This window comes from uncultured Nostoc sp., from assembly GCF_964245445.1.
Classification (GTDB): domain Bacteria; phylum Cyanobacteriota; class Cyanobacteriia; order Cyanobacteriales; family Nostocaceae; genus Nostoc.
Genome location: NZ_CAXTNE010000120.1, coordinates 1 through 22,652, shown reverse-complemented (window position 1 = coordinate 22,652; position 22,652 = coordinate 1). Strand labels below are relative to the sequence as shown.

The window sequence follows — 22,652 nt, the reverse complement described above, 5'->3', positions numbered from 1 at the left end:
TCCTTGTTGAGAAGTAGATTACCATACTTTTTTATTAGTGGGATAGTTTCATATATTGATTAGTCGATGAAACTTAAGCCAAAGTTAGCAGCAGATTAAACTTAAGCAAAAATCCTCCTTGTCAATGCCAAAGTAATTTTATGTTTCTTTTGTATCTAAAAACAAAACAAAGTTATCTCAGCTGTAAAATATAGGTGTAGAGCCAGTAGTAGATTAAACCTAAGCAAAAGCAATCCCTGAAAATGCTAGGGTGTTTTTATGCTTGTTTTGTGTCTAAGAAAAAACCAAGTTATCCCAGCTATAAAATATGAGGGTGGAGCCAAAGGTGACTAGTATTGAAAATTACAACTTCTCTTTTTCAGGAGAAGTAACAATTCCCCAGGCTCCTCCTGAATTCAAATCAGGTTTTATCGGCATTGTTGGTCGTCCTAATGTCGGTAAATCTACTTTGATGAATCAATTAGTAGGACAAAAAATTGCCATTACATCACCAGTAGCACAAACTACACGTAACCGTTTGCGCGGCATTTTAACTACACCAGAAGCGCAGTTAATATTTGTAGATACACCAGGAATTCATAAGCCCCATCATCAATTGGGTGAAGTATTGGTGCAAAATGCCAAAATTGCCATTGAATCGGTAGATGTAGTGTTATTTGTGGTAGATGGAGCGGTAGCTTGTGGAGCAGGCGATCGCTACATTGCCGAATTGCTCAGTCATAGCAAAACACCAGTAATTTTGGGCGTGAACAAAATCGACCAACAACCGTCTGATTCTCAGTTTTTAGATAATAGTTACGCTCAGATGGCCCAGTCTCATGAATGGGAAATCGTGAAATTTTCTGCCAAGACAAGTGCAGGATTACCGCAACTTCAAGAATTATTAATTGAACATTTGGAAATTGGGCCGTTATACTACCCGCCAGATTTGGTAACTGACCAACCAGAACGCTTTATTATGGGTGAATTAATTCGAGAACAAATTTTATTATTGACTCGTGAAGAAGTACCCCATTCAGTAGCGATCGCTATTGACCTAGTAGAAGAAACTCCCAGCATTACACGTATACTTGCTACCATCAACGTCGAGCGCGATTCTCAAAAAGGCATACTAATTGGCAAAAGTGGAGCAATGCTCAAAGCAATTGGTAGCGAAGCCCGCGAACAAATCCAAAAGTTAATCTCTGGTAAAGTTTACCTAGAATTGTTTGTGAAAGTCCAACCAAAATGGCGACAGTCGCGGATCAGTTTAGCAGAGTTAGGCTATCGCGTGGAAGAATAATAATTGGTCATTTGTCATTAGTCATTAGTCATTGGCAAGCAAAAAAAGCAAGAGACAAAGGACAAAGGACAAATGACAAATGACTCTTAATTAATAAAAATGTCTTTAGATACTCGCTATCCCTTAAATTTACCGATCAATGCTCCGCCCTTGCGCGTGTTAATTGTCGAAGACGATCCGATGATGCAACTGGGATTAGAGCAATCCTTAATGGCTCATCCTCAGTTGGAGATTGTTGGACAAGCTGAAGATGGTTATTTGGGAGTCCAAGCCGCACTGCAACTGAAACCTGATTTGGTGGTTATGGATATTGGATTGCCGCGATTGGATGGCATTGCCGCAACACAGCAAATTAAGGCGGCGCTGCCAGCAACTCATGTGGTGATGCTAACATCTCATCAAACGGAGACAGAAATTATTGCAGCACTATCTAGCGGTGCAGATGCGTATTGCATCAAAGGTGCAAGTGTGGAACGATTGTTAAGTGCGATCGCAGCCGCAGTTGATGGTGCAGCCTATCTCGATCCCCAAATTGCACGGCGAGTAATTGATAATCTCAAACCGCCCTCACCCACCACCAACACAGCCAACTTATCTGGGCGCGAGTTAGAAGTGTTGAAACTTATGGTAGACGGCTTGAGTAACCCGGAGATTGCCGAAAAACTCTATCTCAGTCCCAACACCATTAAAACTCACGTCCGAGGGATTATGAATAAATTAGCAGTAGACGATCGCGTGCAAGCAGCAGTTGTGGCACTGCGTTCTGGGTTGGTTTGATTGCTACAATCTGTGAGTGCTGTAGATGAATACCTGATCTGGTAATCTTTATCTGTGATGCTGGTACTTTAATTTCATAATTAACTAAACTCTGATTTTTTGATGCCAGAAGAAATTCAAACCTTTACTACTGAATATCTTGATAAGTGCGCTCATTTATATATTGAAGTTTTCAATGGTGAACCTTGGAACGAGGAATGGACTTTCGAGACTGCAAAAGCAAGGTTGTTTGAAATTCTGAATACACCAGGTTTTGTTGGATTTGTATTCAAACAGGATGAACTTTTAGGATTCGTGGCAGGTTATTGTAAGCAAGGGCAAAAAAGTAAAAGCTTTTATCTAGAAGAAATCTGTGTCCGACCTCATAAGCAAAGTCAAGGAATTGGGACAAAGCTACTTAACCAGTTAATATATACTCTAACCGCGATGAAAGTTACCTATGTTTATCTTTTGACTAAAAAGGATGGACAAGCAGAGGCTTTTTACATCAAGCATGGCTATCAAAGAAGCCAGCATCTGATTTTGATGGCAAAACGATTTTAGAGGAGATGAAAGCTTTGCATCAATTACGTATTGAACATAAAACAAATGCAGCAAAATACAGAAACAAACCTCAGCAAGAATAGGACTACTGGTGCATCCAAACTTAATAATGAATTCCCCACTTTTTGCCCCACAAGCCGTGAAGAATGGCGGAGATGGTTAAATCAAAATAATCGCACCTCTCTTGGTGTGTGGCTCATTTACTACAAAGTAAAAAGTGGTAAACCAAGTGTTCGACATAACGAAGCGGTAAAAGAAGCCTTATGCTTTGGTTGGATTGATAGTAAAGTCAAATCTTTGGACGAAGAACGTTATATGCAAATATTTACGCCTCGAAAACCGAAAAGCGTGTGGTCAAAATTAAATAAACAATATATTGAAGAACTTATAGAACAAGGCTTGATGGCTACAGTGGGTCTAGAAAAAATTGAAGCTGCAAAACAAGATGGCTCATGGAAGACGTTAGATGCTATCAAAAAATAGTGCCAAAGGAGTTAAGCTTCTTTGACACGCTTTCTTTATAATATAACCAAGGTTTTATCGCCTTATGCACGGTTTTTAATTAAGATTACTTGTACAATTTGTATTGCTATCTCACTAGAAACACCTAAAGCTTGATATAAATCATTTAAGAAATTTTTTTCTTCTTCAGCTACGATACCTTCAGCTAGAACTAGATCGGTGGCTACTGCAAAGGCTGCTTCCCGCAAGTCTTGAGATAGAGAATCTTTGGCTGCATTAAATAAACTATTAAAGCCATCCCCTTCGAGAATGCCCAAGATTTTTTCAAACAACTTGTTCATCATCTCATGGGGATAACTTTTAAAAAGTTTCATCCGAGACAGCACAAAAGTGATAGAATTTGCCTGCTCGACAGAAAGATAACCGTCTGACGCTGTTGCTGCCAAAACAATGACAGCAAAAGCCTCTGCTGGATTGAGTGCTGTTTGGGTTTGGCTTTCTGTACCCAACACAGCGTCGAATAGACCCATTGTAGTAACTCCTTGGTTAGAGCCTCAATAGCGCTACAGTTACCTGTGTGTTTGGTAGATTTACAGGCAAGACTGCAACGCTATGAGACTTTCATGCTTTAGTATTCCCAAGATTTGTTCATGGCGAACACTTGCACGCAATGGTTTTTGGCAATAACCACACTGCCATTTATAAACTACTTAGCGTTCTCCTGCCTTTTCTATTGTTTCAATTACTGCCAAACCTATACCAGAAGCTGCTAGTAACAGTACTACTGATATTAAATAGGCGTTGGTCAGCATCCGTAGGGCTTCATCAAAAAAAATATAGGTGGTCATTGCTTCACCTTTTGAAATTTGTGCTGCTAGTACTTTTTATTTCTCCACACACCGATAGGTAAATTTCGCCGAGAAACTGCTAGCAATTGCATCTTAACAAAACTTTAGCTGTTTCAGAACAACATTCAAACTTTTTATTTCTGAAGATTTGATAAATTTTAAAAAGCCTTGGTAAAAGAAATTACTTAGATTGAGTTTAGAGCAAAAGTTGTGTCACCCTAATTTTACGTAAAATAGCTGTTAAATTAGTCAACTAACTCACAAATAATCATGACAAGAAGTATGCACAAATTGCCTATTTTTGCCGACTATGTTCTGAAATCTAAAATAAATACACAAAAAGATTCCCAGTTTATAAGAGAAATCGGGAATCTGAGCCACAAAAAAATAGGATTATTATGATCTCAGTGCATATACGAAAGTCACTCAATTACGAATTCCGAGGTTTTACCTAAAAAAAAGAAAGTATCTAAAGTAAACAATGTTCAATTGTCGCTACAACTGATTGAGAAAGAGAGTCAAAGTCATAACCACCTTCTAAGCCAAACAGAATTTTACGAGTTATCCCTAGACAATAATCAGTAAATAAAGCGTAGTCTTCTGGCTGCAAATTGATACTTGCCAAAGGATCTGCGGCATTGCCATCATAACCAGCACTTACAATCAGCAAATCCGCCTGAAAGTTAGCTAAAAAGGGTACAACCTGTCTTTCAAATAGTGGCTGATATACTGCAATATCACTACCAGGGGGTACAGGTAAATTTAATACATTATTATGAAAGCCGCGTTCTGTGGATCTTCCAGTACCGGGATAGCAGGGATACTGATGTAGGGAACAGTAGGCGATGCTTGCTTGGGTTTCAACGATCGCCTGAGTACCATTACCGTGATGTACATCCCAATCCAGGATGGCGACACGGTTAATTCCGGGTTGTTCGAGGGCAAATAATGCTGCGATCGCAGCATTAGAAAATAGGCAAAAGCCCATCCCCGCATCACTTTCTGCATGATGTCCTGGGGGACGTGCTAGTACAAAAGCTGGATTAGCCGACTTTAACACAGCCTCAACACCATCCAACCATGCACTAACTGCCAACAATGCCACATCATAACTACGCGGGGAAACTGGTGTATCTCCATCCAAAGGGCCACCGCCACTAGAAGCGATTTGCCAAAGTTTTTTGATGTAGGCTGGGCTATGTGCTCTAACTAACATAGACATCAGTGATGGCTGTTCTGATGCTGCTGTAGGCGATCGCCAGTCAATTTTATCTGCAAATGTAGCTGCTTTTAAGGCAGTAGCGATCGCAATTAAACGTTCTGGTCTTTCAGGATGGTATTTTCCAGTCTTGTGATCTAAAAATTCGTCGGAATAGATGACTGGCAGCATAGGACGAAAAAGGTTGACAGCAAGACAATGAATGCTATTGTATCGTTACTGGTACAAACAGTTTTTTTTTAGTACTAGTTACTGTGTCAAGCTAAGTTTGCTGGATTATGTAACTAACCGCAGAGGCACAATGTTGCGAAGCTTCCCGAAATATACGTTCGTATCAAAAGTGAATATATTTTAAGAAGCATTTAAAGAAATAAACCCAGCAAATATACTGTTATGAGACATGAGATAATTTTAACTTTGATAAATTGTATTTAATAAAATAAAAATCTCAGCAGGTTGGGCTTGCTCCAACTTTGTACTTTGGTCATTAATGGAAAAATTTGATTGCTCTCTCATCATTGATAGATAAATTAGTAAATCAAGAAAACAAGTTCTGCAATACTTATTTACAACGTGTTCACTTTTGCAATTAACCCGGTGCTTCCCTGCTCAATAGGATCTGAAGACTTAAGGAAGGCGTGGGATTTGCTTCCCCTTGTTTTTTCCTTCACAGCTACGCTTCATAGTTATGTGAGTTAAGCAACATGAACCTTGATAGACGAATGCGAGTGGGTCTTTGCAGGAGAGGAGGAAGTGAACTACCTCATAAAATTGGTCATTGCCCTCGTTACCGTAGTTACCAGCCATCGTGTTAACAAGCTCTCTCGTTTTTCCTTCATCCCTTTTGTTCAATGACTCTCAACTTTCGCTAAATTGGAAAAAGGTAAACTTAAGGGAATTTTAAATGTCAGCACAATTGTTACTGGTGGATGATGAACCAGGGATACGGGAAGCCGTGAAAGACTATTTGCAAGAGAGCGGTTTCAGCGTTCAAGTCGCCAGTAACGCCCTTGAAGGTTGGGAATGGATGCAGATGAATACACCTGACTTAGTGATTTCTGATGTCATGATGCCTCAGGTGGATGGCTATCAGTTCCTGAAGCAACTGCGAGAAGACCCCCGCTTCCAAGCGCTGCCGGTAGTATTTTTAACTGCTAAAGGTATGACAGGCGATCGCATCCAAGGGTACCATGCTGGTGTCGATGCCTATCTACCCAAACCCTTCGATCCAGATGAGTTAGTGGCTATAGTCGAAAATTTGCTAGCTCGCCGCGCCGCTAAGGCTGCAACTACGGGAGATGACGTTGAAACCCCTGATCTTGCTGAACTAGCCAATCAGATTGCCCAAATTAAGGCATTGTTAACTCAAAGAAATGCCATTTCCCAATCTCCAGCCCCTTTCAAAATTGATTTGACTCCTAGAGAACAAAGTGTTTTGAACTTGGTGGCTGAAGGGTTGATGAACAAAGAAATCGCCCGTCGCTTAGAAACCAGCGTCCGTAATGTAGAAAAATACGTCAGCCGTTTGTTTAGTAAAACTGGCACCAATAGCCGTACAGAGTTAGTTCGTTTCGCCCTAGAACACGGTCTTGCTAAATAGACAGTTTTTGAATTGGGAATTGGGCATTGGGCATTGGTTTAAGTTATTCCTCTGCTCCCCCTGCCCCCTTCTTGTGGGTAATTGGCAATAGGTAACTGGCTGCTAAACCATAACCTATTACCAGTAATAGATCAAACATAAGTATTTCAGCAAATCAGGCACTTAGCTAAAGTAAAAAGCTAAAAGTAAGATTATTTATTTTCACTTTGACCTTTTAGGTTTTCATTGAATTCGCGCCTGTTGTCCAATTCCCCATCTGTAAAGACACAGAATTTTCTTGTTTCTGCAATGTTTTTATAAAAACTCGGTAAAATGCACCCGGCTGAATTTGCTCTTAGATTCTACCAGTACCCTTTGCTACAAAGTTTTTAATAGAGAAACTGTTCCTGGGACTCTGTGCTGCTAAATAAGACTTTCACAAAGGAGAAATCACAATATTTTATGAATTCTACTTACTGCTTAGTTTTTATTGCAACGGGGCTATATGATCAACATTTGATTTGATGCCCAATTCATGTTTTTTCGCTACTTAAATTACACCTTTAAGGCTGGGGATTTTCAGCAGCATTACGCAAGCGCATCAATTGGCGTCGCATTTGAGGTGAGGCTTTAAACTCGGACACTTCCTGCGCTTTAACGGACGCTTGCAGTGTCTCTAGAAAGTCGTCAGAACCCTCGGTCAAGGCATCAAGTAATACCTGTAACAGTTGTTCGCGATCGCCCAGTAGACTCTTTTCCTCAATCAACCGGAATTTGAGATGGATTTCGCACTCATAAACACCTACTTCGAGATTATTTATCTGGCGTGGTAATGCTTTGGAGTTCATAGCTATTGAGATTCCTTTACTTGGTGGTCATGAGGGTAAGGAGGTAGATGCCCAGCAAAATTCTTTATATCTTCTTTGAATCCAAAGTGCTTGAATTAAGAATTTTTCTTCATCAATCACCTTTGTATTCCATTTCAGTCTCCTGTGTTTTATTTTCAAGCTAGATTTTGATGTTCCTGTGCCAGATATAGCTTATGGTAAGCCATAACTATTATTCAGTTTTTAAGATTCTACACAATAAAGTTTCTGTAAGAAGTTGTCCGGTCTTTTTAAAGGTTTTTACATCAACTTTATGTTAACGTCAATAACAGTTTAACTTGTTACTTTAATTTTGGTATTTATACGTAAGTAAAATCGCTTAATTTTTTTGAAATTATTAAAGCCAGAGGTCGATGTAGCCCTATTCAGTAAAATTACTTGATGTACGTTTTTTGCAATAGAAAATTTTGAAGAAATTGATGAGCAGAATTATTAAGGTAAAAACTTTTGTTCTCCATAAAAAAATGTACACAGATCAAATTATTCTTGACGAGTGCTTCACTCTACTGGCTTTTAGGCTTTATGAGTATGAAAATTTTAGCAGTAGGTAAGATTAGCACACCACTTTGACTTGTTTGTATACGCCAAATAAAAACACTCTCACCAGTAATTTTTACAAAAAAATAATTGGACTACTGTCAGTACTCGCTACTAATTGTGTCTTCAACTCCTAACAGAAGTAGTAAGTTAATCAGTACAGGTGATATTTTTACTTATGCCCGTTCAATATACCCTTTTGAAACTGAGTTCAAAGCTTGTAAATTGAGAGCATTCAAGCTTGAATATAGCGTTTACAATAATTTCAGTGTAATCCACCCAAATCTTACACCCTTTTATGGATAACCCGATGCTGCTCAAGTCCACAACCCGGCATGTCCGCATTTTTGCAGGCGAAATAGACCGGGATGGCGAACTTATTCCCAGTGAACAGGTCTTAACGTTAGATATTGACCCAGATAACGAATTTAACTGGAATGAAGATGCGCTGCAAAAAGTTTATCGAAAATTTGATGAACTAGTAGAAGCATCTAGTGGCGCAGACCTTACAGACTATAACTTGCGCCGTGTTGGGTCAGACTTAGAACATTATCTGCGATCGCTCCTACAACTTGGCGAAATCAGCTACAATTTATCTGCTCGCGTTACCAACTACAGCATGGGAGTCCCCCAAGTCGCAATTGACGACAAACAATAAGCTAATGAGTTGGTAGCGATCTGGCTGAACCTTTCTGATTTTTGATATCCATCTGGAATCCACGAAAAACTTAACCCCCTAACCCCCAACCCGTGGCGGGAAGGGGGAAAATTAGTCTGTGAAGCTTTGCGACCTGCCCAAAAAAACCCGGAAACGAGATTACCAGATTTTTAAAGCCTCTTCATTAGTCAGCTACTTTTAGTAGTTCACTTATCTTAATTCTTAATTAAAGTTAATTGTTGCTATCCTACTTATAAACTAAATAAATACCAAGATTATTTGCCTCTTGATGATGGGGTAATTCAGCAAAAGCAAATAGCGCAGTTATGCTTGGGTTATGCTTTGGTAACAGGGTTGGAGTTAGTTGCTTTGGCGATGGAGAGTCACAGAGCAATAAAAGCTATGATGAGGCTGTAGGGTTGACTTAGGAGCGTATTCTTTGGATAAGTAAATATTAGTACCTGCTGATATCCGCCAGCTAAAATCATCATCTAAAGTCTGGGTATGTCAAGTTTAAGAAACATGAGCGGTCTAGATTGTCCCTAATAATGCTGTTAAAGAAATTGCCAATCGCTTCCCGGTGCGAAAACTATGGAAAATGACGCGGCAACGCTCTACTGTACAAATGAAAGTTGTCAGGCTGCCAACCCCCTGACCCACAAGTTTTGCCTGCGATGTTCCACGCCCCTAACCAAAAATTACCTTTGGGCTGTGGTAGATGGCCCGAGTGTGGGTAGCCCTGGAGAAATATTAGCCGATCGCTATTTAGTCCTTGATAAATTTCTTCTTTTAGATACGAAACCTGGTTTATTAGCGCTAACGTCTGAGTTAGATAATTTACAGCCTCTAAAAGCTTACCTGAGACTGATTCCCTACCGTTTACATGTACCGCAGGTATATGGAGTACTTTTTATCGGTGACGGTCCCTCTCATCGGGAAATATTACTTTTAGAAAAACCTCCATTATTAGTAGATGACAAAATCCAACAAGTGCAGTTGGCCAGCGAGTTAACCACCGCTTGGCGTGATGCAACATCGATGCGCCAACTCAATTGGTTATGGCAAATAGCTCATCTGTGGCAACCTCTTGCAAGTGAAGGTGTCGTCTCTAGCTTGCTTGACTCAAATGTATTACGGGTAGAAGGATCATTAGTCCGTTTGTTAGAATTGCGTTTCGATTCAGCAACATTCCCAGAATTGCCCCAATTAGGTCAATTTTGGCAGCAGTTGGTTAGTGGTGCTAAACCAGCCATAACTGAATTTATTAATGAGGTTAGCCTTTCCTTAATTCAGGGAAAGATTAATTCAACCGATCAATTAATCGGAGTTTTAGATCGCGGACTAGCTGGGTTAGGGCGATCGCAAACACCCTCAATCAAAATTATCACCAAAACCGACACTGGGCCAAGTCGCCAACGTAATGAAGATGCCTGTAGCCCACCCAGTGGAACTCTGGTAAGTAAACCACCCCAGCCAACAGCCTTAGCAATTGTCTGTGATGGCATCGGTGGGCACGAGGGTGGCAATGTCGCCTCAAATTTAGCCATTGAAACCATCCAGCAACAGGTACAGCAACTAACAAAAGTTCCCTACGACCACATAGACCCCTCACTGCTACTTAATGACCTAGAAAAGGCAGTGGCAATTGCTAATGACAAAATTAGTCAGCGCAATGACAGTGAAAATCGCCAAGGGCGTCAGAGGATGGGCACGACTTTAGTAATGGCATTGCCTGTTGCTCATGAAATGTACATTACCCACGTCGGTGATAGTCGTGCTTACTGGATTACCCGCCACGGTTGTTATCAAGTTACGCTCGACGATGATGTTGCCTCCCGCGAGGTGCGGCTAGGCTATGCCATTTACCGCGAGGCTGTACAACAAAGTTCTGCTGGCTCTCTCGTCCAAGCTTTGGGCATGGGGCCTAGCACTTCATTGCATCCTACATCTGGGCGGTTTATGCTCGATGAAGATGCTGTTTTTCTGCTCACATCCGATGGTTTGAGTGATTTTGATCGGGTGGAGGAGTACTGGGAAACAGAAATCTTGCCGATTCTAGTTGGGGAAGTCCCTATAGCAAATGTTGCAGATAGATTAGTTGAAATTGCTAACACTAAGAATGGACACGATAATGTCACCATCGCTTTAGTCCATTATCAAGTCCAATACTGGGAGCCGGAAATCACGATCCAAGCTTTTATTCCAGAGAGTTATTCTGCCAAAACTATCGATTTTTCATCCAGGGCGACAGATCCAACACTTTTAAGTAGCCCAAACTATAAAACTCAGGTGATTCCAGACACTGAGCCTGCCAAAAGGCGCAGTTTACCGCTACAGTGGATTGTTCCATTAATATTTGTGGTAGCAGCAGGTACTTTAGGATTGTTCGTGAAGCAACTGCGACTGCGATCGCCATCAGTCCCCTTGATTTCATCTACTCCGACACCAACTTCAAATCCTACCATCGAAGCAACATCCATACAGCGATCGCTAGCCAACCTTTCCCCTGGCTGGGTAATTAAAACTAACAATCAAATCACCTTGGGAAACAACCAATCACTTCCACCTGGAGCTTTTTTACAAGTTATCAACACAAAACCAAATCCTAAACCTGCTTCGGGAAATTTTTCAGTGTCTATGCGAGTCTGTGCTAATAAAAGCACACAAACTCCAGCTAACACTAATAATCCAGCAGTGACTTCCTCAGTTCCATCAAATTCAAAACCTTTGCCGGAAACAGTGTTGCTGGACTTCTCCCAACTAAAACGCTTTGGTGTCTCTGTTTTACCAGAAGATGCACCAAGTCCATGTACACCTGTCACACAACCGCCAGTTACTCAACCACCTGACGACAGCAGTCCAACTTAGTCAAATAATCGATAAACTGGTAGAAACCTGGAATAATAACAGGTAACATCAGAGTAAAAACTTACAAGGTAAAAAAGTAGAAAGTTTTCACCTTGGAGAATTCTTATTTGAAATTATTTATTTTAGTTTTTATTTTAATGAATCCATGCCATCCCTGAATTTGGCGATCGCCCGTCTCCGTAACACTGGCACTGACAACTTCGCCATTTGGGTGGTCAAAGCTCCCTATCCCAGTGGCTACGTTTTACGTGACTGTGTATGGCCTGATGAACTCAATCACGTCTGGCAAGAATGGCAGCAACTGTTTGCTGGTCATAGTCACTTAGATATTTCCCCAAACTCAACATCTCAAAAGTCCAACCCATTCCCCATAGATTGGATTTCACCCGCTTCAAGTCAAACCACTGGTCCCTACAGCAGTCGTCTGATGCAAAACTTGGGAATGAATTTATGGCGATGGGTATTTGATGGGCAAATTCTTGGTAGTCTAGAACGCAGTCGCGGTATTGCTATGGGTCAGCATACACGTTTGCGCTTTCGGCTAGAAATCCGCGACCCGGATTTGATTGCTCTCCCTTGGGAAATTATGCAGCGTGAACCTGGTCAATCAGCTATGTCGCTCTCCCAAGATTTGCTATTTAGTCGCACCAGCAGCGAAGTTGACCCCTTACCGTATTTGCGAACTGACCAAGCTTTAAGTATTCTGCTGGTTTTAGGTCATGATGACAAGCTGCAACTAGAACAAGAAGCTGCTATTTTACAGCAAACTCTTGCAGATACGTCTGTGGGTGGTAATTCCCAAAGATGTGCCCCTTGTATAGTGACTCAACTCCTACAACCAACTCCACAGGAGTTGATTCAAGAATTAGAAACCAGAGCATACAATGTTTTCTTTTACGCTGGACATGGTTTGCCAGGCCCAGACGGGGGATTACTGTTTTTGCGACCAGATATGCCTCTAAATGGGATAGAATTGGCGCAAGTATTGACCCATACAGGTGTGAAATTAGCAGTTTTTAACGCCTGTTGGGGCGCACAACCAGCTGCTATCAATCATCAAGCTATCCCTGCCAGCAGTTTAGCAGAAGTGTTGATTCGTCATGGTGTGCCTGCGGTTTTGGGGATGCGCGATGAAATCGCTGACCATGAAAGCCACAGTTTTATTCAAGCCTTTACCGAAGCTTTGCGATCGCACAAGCCAATTGATGAAGCCGTAGCCCAGGCTAGGCAAGAATTGTTAACACTGTATAAATTTAATCAACCTGCTTGGACTTTGCCTGTTCTCTACCTTCATCCAGATTTTAATGGCGAACTCGTTAAGAATCTGGATGAAGGTATTACCGAACTACCAGATACAGCCATTCCTGATATCGGCTCCCCACTTCCGGCTGCTTCGTTGCGATCGCTTACCCCAAAAGGTAAAACCTGGATACTGCGTTATGGAGTCACCCGCATTGGTCGCACGAAAGACAATGATATTGTCATCCCCGAACCATCTGTATCCAAACGCCACGCCGAAATTTTCTGCCGCAATACTCTTACTGATGCTACATTGGTGCGAAGTTATTACTTGCAAGATTTTTCTACCTACGGGACAACTTGGTTTTTAGGGCCTAATGGTTGGCAACAAATCCTCCGAGAGGAAGTCCCATTGAAATCGGGAATGCAGTTAAAGTTTGGAAGTGCTAGAGCTGAAACCTGGGAGTTTATTATTGAAGACTCATAGCATAGCTATTGCAGAAATAAATTTTAGTCTTTAGCATCAACCTTTAAAATTTGTTTTTACTGTAGAAAAATTCAACTGTTTTTGCGGAAATCTATTTTGAGGAATTGTAGCTGTAAATACCACCAAATAATATGTGAGGCAATGAAAAATGGCTAATAAAATTAAAGGCTCAGACACTTTCTCTTCTTTGCCATCTCAAGTAGATATAGAATTATTAGAAGCATTACTGGAACCAGACGATGCTACCTATCCCTGGAATCCAGGTGATGAAGAATCACAAGCTTATTTTGACGAATTAGAAGAACAGTTCGGAATGCAAGATTTGCTTGAGGAAGAACTGACAACGCGATCGCAAGATTTTTATAGTCATCTAGACACACTTTGGTCTGGTATCTCTCTGGAGTCAGACAATAATCACAATCCTCAACAAGCACAAGTACTTAATCTTCAAGAAAGATTATCTAGTACTTTTGCCGCCTGTGTCCCCCAAGCATTGCTCAACGCCATTGCCACCAAAGCTGCTGAAATTCTTGCTGCCCAGCAATCAATCGGTGAACAACTGGTTGAGTGTGTTCAGACAGTACTACCCAATTGGGGAACAGAGGATCTCTTAGTTCTAGCTCGTCCTTTTGCTTACGCTATGCGAAGCAGCGAATCGCAAAACGCGGCATCTGCACTCAATCATCTTCAAAATATCCAGTGGACGGCTTTATCAGAAGTAGAGAAAGCAAAAGTTACTTTAGCGATCGCTTCTTATGCTTTCAATGAACTCAACAAGTCTGAGTATGAAGCATAACTTGAATGAACTCTCTCTTTTTTCTACATAAATTTCCGATGCAGGCAGATTTATCGCTGATAACACTCGTACTGCCATTTTAAGCATCCACTACTTCTTAGTATTTTTGTGTAGTGAGCCTAAAGTAACCTCACAATAAGCTGATTAAAACATTAGACCATCTATCTGAAGATATAAATATTCAAAAGTAATTGGGCATTGGTTGTTCTTCCCCTGCCCCATCCCTTATTTCGGGCCAAGAAATCGGGTAGCAAAATTTTGCGATCGCGTCGGTGATAGCGCCCGTGCCTTGAGAATTGCTGCCATCAAAAAGGCGTAAGATAACACCCCAACAACTACCAACAGCAAGGCATTGATTGATCCTGTAGCATTCCACAAAGCATGGAGCGCAGCAGCACTAAGATAACCAATAGAGAGAATTTGCCAACTTCTACTGGGTTTGAGTACAGCCAACCCAATAAAATAGCCCAGATAGCCACTATAAGCCATGTGTCCGGCTACGGAGCCTAAAATTCGCGGAATTAGCAGTTGCAAACCCGCCAGTTGACCAGCAGCGCCTATACCCACCTGTTGCGTGACATTCTGAGTAATATCTGGCACATATTGTCCTAGAGTTTCCAAGAGAGTGAAACCCACAGCAGAAGCTGTTCCCAGGAGAATACCATCTAAAGGTTCCCAGATACCTATGCGTTCCCGCCAAGGTGAAGACAATATTCTGCCGATGGCAAACGCCCCTAGTACAGGCAATGCCTTAAGTAATTCCTCCATCAAGCCAGCGCCAAAAAACATCCGCACCAGCAACTCTGTAAAGGTGATAGATTCTTGGGATGAGGGTAAGTTTCCCGGCAGGACGGTGCGAAACACAAAGATAAATAAATCCAACAACGGACTAAGCAAAATCAGCATTGTACCCAATGCCCCAGCCATTAGCACCCACCAAGGCTTCTGTTTACCGCAAAGTTGGTAAACAAAATAGTAGGCAGCAAAGGCGATGTAAGTAGCTACAATCACTTGATTCGCTTGGGGCTGACCGACTGTAGCAAACATTAACACTACAAAGATTACAGTCAGGATTCCTGGTACGAGGTAAGCTTTACGGGTTAAATCTTTACCAGTGGAAATAATCGGAAAAAGCTGGGTGAAGCTAACAGAATCTGGCTGCTTTAATTGCGTGTGGCTGTGGTAATTTGTCGCCGAAGGTAATGGTGTAACTTGGTTAACTGTCGTGGCTGGGGTGAGTAAGGTATACTCATACTCAAAAACGTATTGCGGGCCATCAGCACCTAGAGAAATGCGATCGCCTGGGTGCAATTCCTGACATTCATACAAGCGTTGTCCATTCAAATAAGTGCCATTTGCACTATTTAAATCACAAAGCACCCAGCTGAATTTGCTATCTGGCGATAGAGAGAGGGGACGAACCACTGCATGACGACGAGATACCATTCGGTACATCATGGCATCCAAGACAATTTGGCAGCTGGGGTCGCGTCCAATTACCATCTCTTTACTGGGGGGCAGGGAATAGCGAGATTCTGGTCCAAAAGCTGCCCCGTTACCAGACACTAGCCGCAGAAATGCATTATGTCTTGCGTGTTTGCCTGTCATCGAGTTAGAGTGCGTTTGTAAACTAATTCTTCACATAATTTGGCAGCAGGACTAACCTTAGCCACATTAACAGCAGCATTGCTAAATCCACTATAGCTTCACTTCCTGCTAAGAAATTTAAATTTATAGACGCAAAATTTCAAATTGTTTTACCTAACGTAAATAAGTATTCCATTTGCTGAAAATTTATCCTAAAACTGGCTTGTTAGAAGGATAAATCAGATTTTATGGGTGGTGTACTCAAGACATCCTAACTGCAAATTAAACCCACGGCAATTTATCAAAAAATAGTATTTTTTACTGCATTTTGTTCTATTCCAAAAATATATAATTTTCAGTGGTCTGTTGTGAGCCAGTACGGTCTTCTAACAAAGGCAAAGGCTAGCACCTTCTCTGCTACAGGCTTTTGCCAACACAAAGCGTCTCCAAGAGTTGGGGTTTCCACGCCACTTGCTTTACGCCTCTTAACCTGCCCCGAAGATCGAACTAAAAGATTTCCGGTATCTTGCCTCAAACAACTGTAGCCAGTTCTGGGTGTTCAATCTTAGTTCCAAGTACTGTGAGGAATTCTGCCAACCAATGGGGGTGAGCAGGCCAAGCTGGTGCTGTCACCAAGTTACCATCAACTATTGCCTGATCAACAGGGATATCGACATAAATCCCTCCAGCACTCTTGACATCTGGGCTACAAGCAGGGTAGCCAGTACATCTTTTGCCTTGCAATACATTAGCAGCCGCCAATAACTGCAAGCCGTGGCAGATGGCAGCAATCGGTTTATTCGTTTGGGCAAAGTGACGGGTGATTTCTAGTACCTGCTGATTCAGGCGGATATATTCTGGTGCGCGTCCTCCAGGAATCACTAAGGCATCGTAGGTTGCAACTTCTAATTCTGCAAAGGTGGCATTTAAAGTGAAGTTGTGACCGGGTTTTTCGCTATAAGTCTGATCTCCTTCAAAGTCGTGAACTGCCGTCCGTACGTTGTCGCCAGCTTTTTTGTCTGGGCAAACTGCATGGACTGTGTGCCCCACCATTTGCAACGCCTGGAAAGGAACCATCACTTCATAGTCTTCTACGTAGTCCCCAACCAGCATCAAAAGTTTCTTTGCAGCCATATTTTTCTTACCCTCACCTACTAGTGAATAGTTAATAATGGTTTATTAAGTAAATATTAATTTAAAGTTAGCTAAATTAAGCGTTAAGCTATGCGTAAATTTCTGATACATTAGAGCATTAACTGTGCTGTAATGTATCATTTAAGGGCGGCAAGTTAACAAAGTTATTCTGCTAATTACTATTGACTAATTAAAGCAGATGGAATTCTGCGATCGCTCTGTTAAAGTTTTTGTTTTCATGTCCTGGGCGGCTGAGTTTAATCAAGGCAAAACGCTGTAATGGCGTTAAACCTGCCCAATGTTGCTGTGTCAGGGTTACACCTATTTCTTGAGCTTTTTCCTGAAGGCTAGGTGGTACAGTCGCAGAGTCTAGCCATGCAGGATGAGGCTCGATAGGCAATTTTGTAGCTGCTATGCCCGTGCGTTGTAAAATTAATTGCTGGATATGCTCGCGGTAAGACTGAATTTCCGTTTCTGTAGTGCAAGGTAATTCGACTAAAGCTTGACGCTGTGCTGTAGTCATTTGATTCCAATCAGATAATTTTAGCTTGATGCCACAAGTATCTAAATTGCAACGCACCTGCATGGGTATGCAACGCAGGGAATCAACAAAGTCTGCTTCAAATTCAAAAAAATCTGCCATAAGTAAGTATTCAAAATTCGAGCATTTAAAATTAAGGGTTTTCAACCATTGATAACTTTTTATATCTAAGTTACATAAATTATGAATTAAAAACAATATTTAACTAGCGATCGCACATTAATCATTTGTTCAAAATACAGTTTAGGCTAATTTTATGTATCAAGTATACTATATTATTGGCTAAATTTTATCTTTACCTATAATTAACTACATTTATGCCTGTAAACAGCTGATTACGTTTTTATTTTTAACGTCAATTTTTGGAATTACTTAGACGAATTATTAGATAACTAATTGAGAGGGCGAGAATAGCAATTCCTAAACCAATTATATCAATACCTGGGACTTTTTCTAAGTCAAGAATAATAATTTTTCTGGCAACAGCAATTAAAGATGTGACAATAACTAATTCAACTTGAAAAACGTGTTTTCGTAAATAAGCTGTGATATTCTCTAATATTTCTAAAGCAATTAAAACATTCAAAAATAGCCCAAAAATTTTATATAATGTTGTGTTAAACTTTGCATAAGGCGCTGAAAATAACTCTTTAAAAATAAATATTCCTAAATCTCCGATCGCTACCAAAATCACTATTACCATAAAAATAGATAGAGCTTTAGAAACTAGCACTTCTATGTTTTCGATAATGTGCATGAAGTTCTCATCTTTGGTAGCTTCTAGAATTCGCCTCATTAACTTTTTCATCTGCTGCACCCGATTCTCAAATAAAATAAAATCCTATAGATAAATCTAAAGGATTAAAAAAGAGGACTTGCCAAAGCTTTGTAAGTTTTTTATTCTTTATCCATAGCTAAAATCGACGCTAGTAAAACCTCTTCTTACAAGAGATTTAACCTCTTTAGATATAGTAATTGGTAACAACAAAAATTAGATAGTCATAAAAAATGATAATAACTATTGACTATTGATTATTGACGAAATTACCTATTGCTGGTTATAAATTATCTCTTGAGCGGTACACTTAGGAGCTTACGATTGTGAGGACTGGAGTTGATAATCTTTAACTGTAACTTCCACAGAGATTGGTATCAGCTGCACAGCACAGGCTTTTAATTCTGGTTGCAGCGAATCGGGGCAAGATTCTGGATGGGTAAGGGCGTTGGCTTCGGCATTGTCTGCCCACAGTGAACCCCAGTGCATGGGGACAAAAACTGTACCAGGCGCGATCGCTTTTGTCACTTTAGCAGGAAACTTAGCTTTACCCCGACGCGATCGCACTTCCACCCACTGATAATCTACAATACCTAACCGAGCAGCATCACGGGGATGAATTTCGATAAACGGTTCGGGATGCATTTTACAAATTTTTTCAATTCGCCCAGTGCGTGTCTGGGTATGCCAATGTCCGTAAAGTCTTCCGTTAGTTAGCACAAAAGGATAATCTGGGTCTGGTGGTTCTGCCAGTCCCTTTGAGTAATATGCCCCAAATCGAGCGCGTCCGTCAGGGGTGTGGAAGCGTAAATCAGTATATAATCGCTTTTGAGAGGTTTCTCCCCCTGCTCCTCTGCTCTCTTGGGGGTGAGGCCATTGAGTTGGGCCTTGTGTCTGTAATTGCGCGTGATTGATACCCGTCATATCACAAGGGCGATCGCTAGTTAGTTTGACAAACTCAGCATAAACTTCAGCAGAGTTAGCAAAGGCAAATTCTCTCTCAAAACCTAATCTACGTCCAACTTCGGCAAAAATTTCCCAATCTGCTTTAGCTTCTCTTGGTGGTTGGCGGAATGCTGAACACAGAGTTACCACCCGTTCAGAGTTTGTCATCACACCAGTTTTTTCACCCCACTGGGCGGCTGGTAGCAAAACGTGAGCATAAGTAGAGGTTTCTGTAGGATAATATGCGTCTTGGTAAATAGTAAAAGGCGATCGCAATAATGCCTTTTTAGTTCGCTCCAAATCTGGCATACTCACAGCTGGGTTGGTAGCCGCAATCCACAGTAATTCTACAACGCCATCTTCCAAGCCAGTAATCATATCCCAAGCAGTCAAACCGGGATTGGGCGAAATCTGTCCTGGCTTAAGTCCCCAAAACTCCTCAACTTCTGCACGGTGTTGAGGATTTTTTACCGTCCGATAACCCGGTAATAAATGCGCTAAACCTCCGGCTTCCCGTCCTCCCATTGCGTTCGGTTGACCAGTGAGGGAAAAAGGACCAGCCCCAGGTTTGCCAATCTGTCCAGTCATCAGGTGCAGGTTAATGATAGTTCTTACCTTAGCCGTTCCTTCTGAGGATTGATTTACACCCATTGACCACAAAGACAATACTCGCTCAGATTTACCCCAGTAGCGAGCTGCTGTTTCTAAATCTTCAATGCTGATTCCACATTGACGAGCCACCACTTCTGGCGGATAGTGGCGAATAACTTCAGCATAAGCCGGAAAGTTACTGGTGCAGTCGTCCATGAACATAGTATCAATGTAGTTCCAGCGCATCAACAAGTGAGCGATGCCGTTTAACAAGTCGATATCTGTACCGGGACGAATTGCTAAATGCAAGTCAGCAGCTTCTGCGGTTGGTGTACGACGGGGATCAACCACAATCATTTTGACTTTGCGGTTCTTTTTGTGATATTTTTCCAGTCGATTAAAAACGATGGGGTGACATTCGGCTGTATTAGTACCAATCAAAAATGCACAGTCGGTTAACTCCAAGTCATCGTAACAGCAGGGCGGGCCATCTGAGCCAAAACTTTGAATGTAACCAGCCACCGCACTAGACATACATAAGCGAGAGTTAGCATCAAAATTATTAGTACCGAGACAGCCTTTCATTAGTTTCTGGGCTATATAATAATCCTCAGTTTGAAACTGACCGGAACCGTACATACATAAGGCTTCTGGCCCTTGGGTGAAGCGAATAGTTTGAATGCGCTGCGTGATGATATTAAAAGCTTCATCCCAACTAACGCGCCGAAACTCTTGATCTAAAGAGTCTCGCACCATTGGGTAATGTAATCTATTTTTATCTAAAGATTCTGCGACCGTTGCGCCTTTGACGCAAACCATTCCTTGACTGGATGGATGGGCTTTATCGCCGCGCACCCGCCAAGTTGGATTTCCTTGGCTATCTCGATTAGTTACTTTGCCATGTTGGGCTGGAGGTGAAACTTCTAGTCCACAGCCAACACCGCAGTAAGGACAAAGGGTTTTGGTAAATTCACTCATGGCAGTTGTACCATTTTGTTATTTTGATTGGGCAACCTCAGATGTAGCGGCAGTTTGAGGAATTTGTGTGTTAGGGAAAAATTGCTAGAAAGCTTAATTTCTCGAACCGCAGAGACGCAGAGAGAATAAAAAGAGATTTTCATGGATTTTGATATAGCGGTTCTCGTTTGGATACAATACATTTTGACCTCTCTCCAAACCTCTCTCCTTTTAGGAGAGAGGCTTTGAATCTTACTCCCTTCCCTTGCAGGGAAGGGGCTGGGGGTTAGGTCTGTATTACACTCAACAGAGAAGCGCTATAGTTAATTTTCTACTTCATCCTTGAGTTGATTATTCTTCAGTTAAGAAAATAGAGTTTTTAGTTGCGGTTTCTGGTAATTCACCCTCATAGGCGACGGCAAAGGAACCTTTTGGTTCTTTCAGGAAGAAGGCGCACATGAAAGCACAGACTAAAGCAGCTATACCCATTGTGCTAAATAGTGTTGGAGCGTCGCTTAAGCTAAAAATTGTCAGGTAAACTACGCCGCCAAAATTACCGTAAGCTCCCACATTACCGGCAATTTGTCCAGTGGCTTCCTTTTTAATTAGGGGTACGATGCTGTAAGTTGCACCGCAGCCAGCTTGGGCAAAGTAGGCGGCAAACATTGTAACTGCGATCGCTAGCGGAATCGGCCAGCTACTACTAATAAAATGTGCAATCAAATAGGCGACACCAATACCTGCACTGATAATTGTCATTGTCCATTTACGGGAGCTAAATTTATCAGAAATTAAGCCACCACTAGGACGAGAAACCAAATTTAAGAATGGATAGGTAGCAGCAATCATCCCAGCTATAACATGCTCTAAAGCAAAAGTTTTTTCAAAGAATGCCGGGAGCATGGAAACAACTGCTAATTCGCTGCCAAAGCTAGTTATATAAGTGAATTCAAGTAAAGCTACTTGACCAAATTGAAAGCGTTCAGATGCAGCGTAAGTTTTCTTACCAATTAGAAGTTCTCGGTTTACCTGCCAAGCTTTGTAACTTTGGTAAGCAAATAATCCTGCTAATAGCAACCAAGCCAGATACATTTGGCTCAAAGTTAAAAAGTGAATGTTCTTTTGTTCTAAGCGCCAAGCTAATAAACCTAGAGCGAAAATCAAACCAAAATTCGAGACAATCATCGCCCAGAAGCTTTTAATGCTGGTTACTTCTAAAGCTCCATTTTTCTGAGGTTTCTTATAGACTTTACCTGTGGGCGTATCTTGGACAGTGTTGTAATAAATTACGCCGTAAATGGCTGCAATAATTCCTGTAAATGCGAGCGCAAACCGCCAGTTAGAAGCACCACCAGCGAAAAAGCTAGTAGAAACTGCAATCATCGGCAAGGCAAACTCTGCGCCAAAAGCCCCAAAGTTACCCCAACCGCCATAAATGCCTTGGGCAATTCCCATCTCCTTCGGCTGGAACCATTCCGCCACCATGCGGATACCGACAACAAACCCAGATCCGACAATTCCCATCAGCAAACGACTGATGACTAGTTGATTAAAATCTTGCGCTAGCGCCGTCGCCAAACAGGGAATAACCGTAAACATCAGCAAGATTGAGTAGGTAATTCTGGGGCCAAAACGATCCAGAAGCATCCCAATAATTAGCCGTGCGGGAATTGTGAGAGCAAGGTTACAGATGCCTAAAGTTTTGATTTGCTCTGGTGCTAGATGTAGTTCTCTGCCAATGGTTGTAGCGAAGGGTGCAAAATTAAACCAACAAACAAAGGTGAGAAAAAAAGCAAACCAAGTCTGATGTAAGATGCGGTAGCGATCGCTGAATGAAAATAAGTTTTTAAGCATTCCAGTCTTTCTAATTGAATAAAATACGGAGAAGAGGTAGAGGAAGTTGAGCCTTTTATCTCGAACGTTGAGCCTTTGAACTCGAA

At 41.5% G+C, this 22,652-nt stretch carries 18 protein-coding genes and 1 pseudogene; 9 read left to right on the top strand and 10 right to left on the bottom strand.

Translation table 11 applies throughout. The annotated features are described in order from the left end of the window. Nucleotides 1-307 precede the first annotated feature (307 nt). The 4 genes and pseudogenes from era to ACFE90_RS20070 all read left to right on the top strand — a co-directional run. Nucleotides 308-1,282, top strand: coding sequence for a GTPase Era (era, locus tag ACFE90_RS20085; protein WP_375503582.1), 975 nt, complete (start codon nucleotides 308-310; stop codon nucleotides 1,280-1,282). A 99-nt stretch (nucleotides 1,283-1,381) separates the two neighbouring features. Next, nucleotides 1,382-2,059, top strand: a complete 678-nt coding sequence (locus tag ACFE90_RS20080; RefSeq protein WP_375503580.1) for a response regulator — start codon at nucleotides 1,382-1,384, stop codon at nucleotides 2,057-2,059. A gap of 102 nt (nucleotides 2,060-2,161) precedes the next feature. Continuing rightward, nucleotides 2,162-2,602, top strand: coding sequence for a GNAT family N-acetyltransferase (locus tag ACFE90_RS20075; RefSeq protein ID WP_375503578.1), 441 nt, complete (start codon nucleotides 2,162-2,164; stop codon nucleotides 2,600-2,602). A gap of 138 nt (nucleotides 2,603-2,740) precedes the next feature. Further along, nucleotides 2,741-3,079: pseudogene (locus ACFE90_RS20070) on the top strand (YdeI family protein); the annotation flags it as partial. A gap of 68 nt (nucleotides 3,080-3,147) precedes the next feature. On the opposite strand, the gene ACFE90_RS20065 reads toward ACFE90_RS20070, so the two are convergent. The 3 genes from ACFE90_RS20065 to ACFE90_RS20055 all read right to left on the bottom strand — a co-directional run bounded on the left by ACFE90_RS20065 (nucleotide 3,148) and on the right by ACFE90_RS20055 (nucleotide 5,302). Beyond that, a complete protein-coding gene (locus ACFE90_RS20065; RefSeq protein WP_375503576.1) occupies nucleotides 3,148-3,594 on the bottom strand; it encodes a tellurite resistance TerB family protein in 447 nt (148 codons plus the stop codon). A gap of 180 nt (nucleotides 3,595-3,774) precedes the next feature. Continuing rightward, entirely contained in the window at nucleotides 3,775-3,912 is a 138-nt protein-coding gene (locus ACFE90_RS20060; RefSeq protein WP_181374005.1) for a hypothetical protein, read from the bottom strand. A 469-nt stretch (nucleotides 3,913-4,381) separates the two neighbouring features. Then, the gene (locus tag ACFE90_RS20055; protein WP_375503574.1) at nucleotides 4,382-5,302 is read right to left on the bottom strand and encodes a histone deacetylase family protein; all 921 of its coding nucleotides are present in this window, start codon (nucleotides 5,300-5,302) and stop codon (nucleotides 4,382-4,384) included. Nucleotides 5,303-6,035: 733 nt separating this feature from the next. Between ACFE90_RS20055 and ACFE90_RS20050 the strand changes: the two genes are divergently transcribed. Further along, the gene (locus tag ACFE90_RS20050; protein WP_118166491.1) at nucleotides 6,036-6,731 is read left to right on the top strand and encodes a response regulator transcription factor; all 696 of its coding nucleotides are present in this window, start codon (nucleotides 6,036-6,038) and stop codon (nucleotides 6,729-6,731) included. Between the two features lie 542 nt (nucleotides 6,732-7,273). Here ACFE90_RS20050 and ACFE90_RS20045 read toward each other — a convergent pair. Continuing rightward, nucleotides 7,274-7,558, bottom strand: a complete 285-nt coding sequence (locus ACFE90_RS20045; RefSeq protein WP_118166493.1) for an Npun_R1517 family heterocyst differentiation transcriptional regulator — start codon at nucleotides 7,556-7,558, stop codon at nucleotides 7,274-7,276. Between the two features lie 874 nt (nucleotides 7,559-8,432). Here ACFE90_RS20045 and ACFE90_RS20040 point away from each other — a divergent pair. From ACFE90_RS20040 to ACFE90_RS20025, 4 genes are all read left to right on the top strand, one after another. Further along, nucleotides 8,433-8,792, top strand: a complete 360-nt coding sequence (locus ACFE90_RS20040; protein ID WP_100900765.1) for an NAD(P)H-quinone oxidoreductase subunit M — start codon at nucleotides 8,433-8,435, stop codon at nucleotides 8,790-8,792. A gap of 591 nt (nucleotides 8,793-9,383) precedes the next feature. Next, on the top strand, nucleotides 9,384-11,660 hold the full coding sequence (locus ACFE90_RS20035) for a protein phosphatase 2C domain-containing protein (RefSeq protein ID WP_375503571.1): 2,277 nt from the start codon (nucleotides 9,384-9,386) through the stop codon (nucleotides 11,658-11,660). Between the two features lie 145 nt (nucleotides 11,661-11,805). Further along, entirely contained in the window at nucleotides 11,806-13,386 is a 1,581-nt protein-coding gene (locus ACFE90_RS20030) for a CHAT domain-containing protein (protein WP_375503569.1), read from the top strand. 148 nt (nucleotides 13,387-13,534) lie between these two features. Further along, the gene (locus tag ACFE90_RS20025; RefSeq protein WP_375503567.1) at nucleotides 13,535-14,182 is read left to right on the top strand and encodes a hypothetical protein; all 648 of its coding nucleotides are present in this window, start codon (nucleotides 13,535-13,537) and stop codon (nucleotides 14,180-14,182) included. Nucleotides 14,183-14,407: 225 nt separating this feature from the next. Here the strand turns inward: ACFE90_RS20025 and ACFE90_RS20020 are convergent, their stop codons facing one another. The 6 genes from ACFE90_RS20020 to ACFE90_RS19995 form a co-directional block, all read right to left on the bottom strand. Then, a complete protein-coding gene (locus tag ACFE90_RS20020; RefSeq protein ID WP_375503565.1) occupies nucleotides 14,408-15,790 on the bottom strand; it encodes a PrsW family glutamic-type intramembrane protease in 1,383 nt (460 codons plus the stop codon). A gap of 510 nt (nucleotides 15,791-16,300) precedes the next feature. Then, entirely contained in the window at nucleotides 16,301-16,903 is a 603-nt protein-coding gene (locus ACFE90_RS20015; protein ID WP_375503563.1) for a DJ-1/PfpI family protein, read from the bottom strand. A 190-nt stretch (nucleotides 16,904-17,093) separates the two neighbouring features. After that, nucleotides 17,094-17,546 (bottom strand): nitrate reductase associated protein, encoded by a 453-nt coding sequence (locus tag ACFE90_RS20010; RefSeq protein ID WP_375503561.1) that lies wholly within the window; start codon nucleotides 17,544-17,546, stop codon nucleotides 17,094-17,096. 253 nt (nucleotides 17,547-17,799) lie between these two features. Continuing rightward, on the bottom strand, nucleotides 17,800-18,252 hold the full coding sequence (locus tag ACFE90_RS20005) for a phosphate-starvation-inducible PsiE family protein (protein ID WP_375503586.1): 453 nt from the start codon (nucleotides 18,250-18,252) through the stop codon (nucleotides 17,800-17,802). Between the two features lie 285 nt (nucleotides 18,253-18,537). Beyond that, nucleotides 18,538-20,733, bottom strand: a complete 2,196-nt coding sequence (locus ACFE90_RS20000) for a molybdopterin oxidoreductase family protein (RefSeq protein ID WP_375503559.1) — start codon at nucleotides 20,731-20,733, stop codon at nucleotides 18,538-18,540. A gap of 330 nt (nucleotides 20,734-21,063) precedes the next feature. Next, nucleotides 21,064-22,566, bottom strand: a complete 1,503-nt coding sequence (locus ACFE90_RS19995) for a NarK family nitrate/nitrite MFS transporter (RefSeq protein WP_375503584.1) — start codon at nucleotides 22,564-22,566, stop codon at nucleotides 21,064-21,066. Between the last annotated feature and the right edge of the window lie 86 nt (nucleotides 22,567-22,652).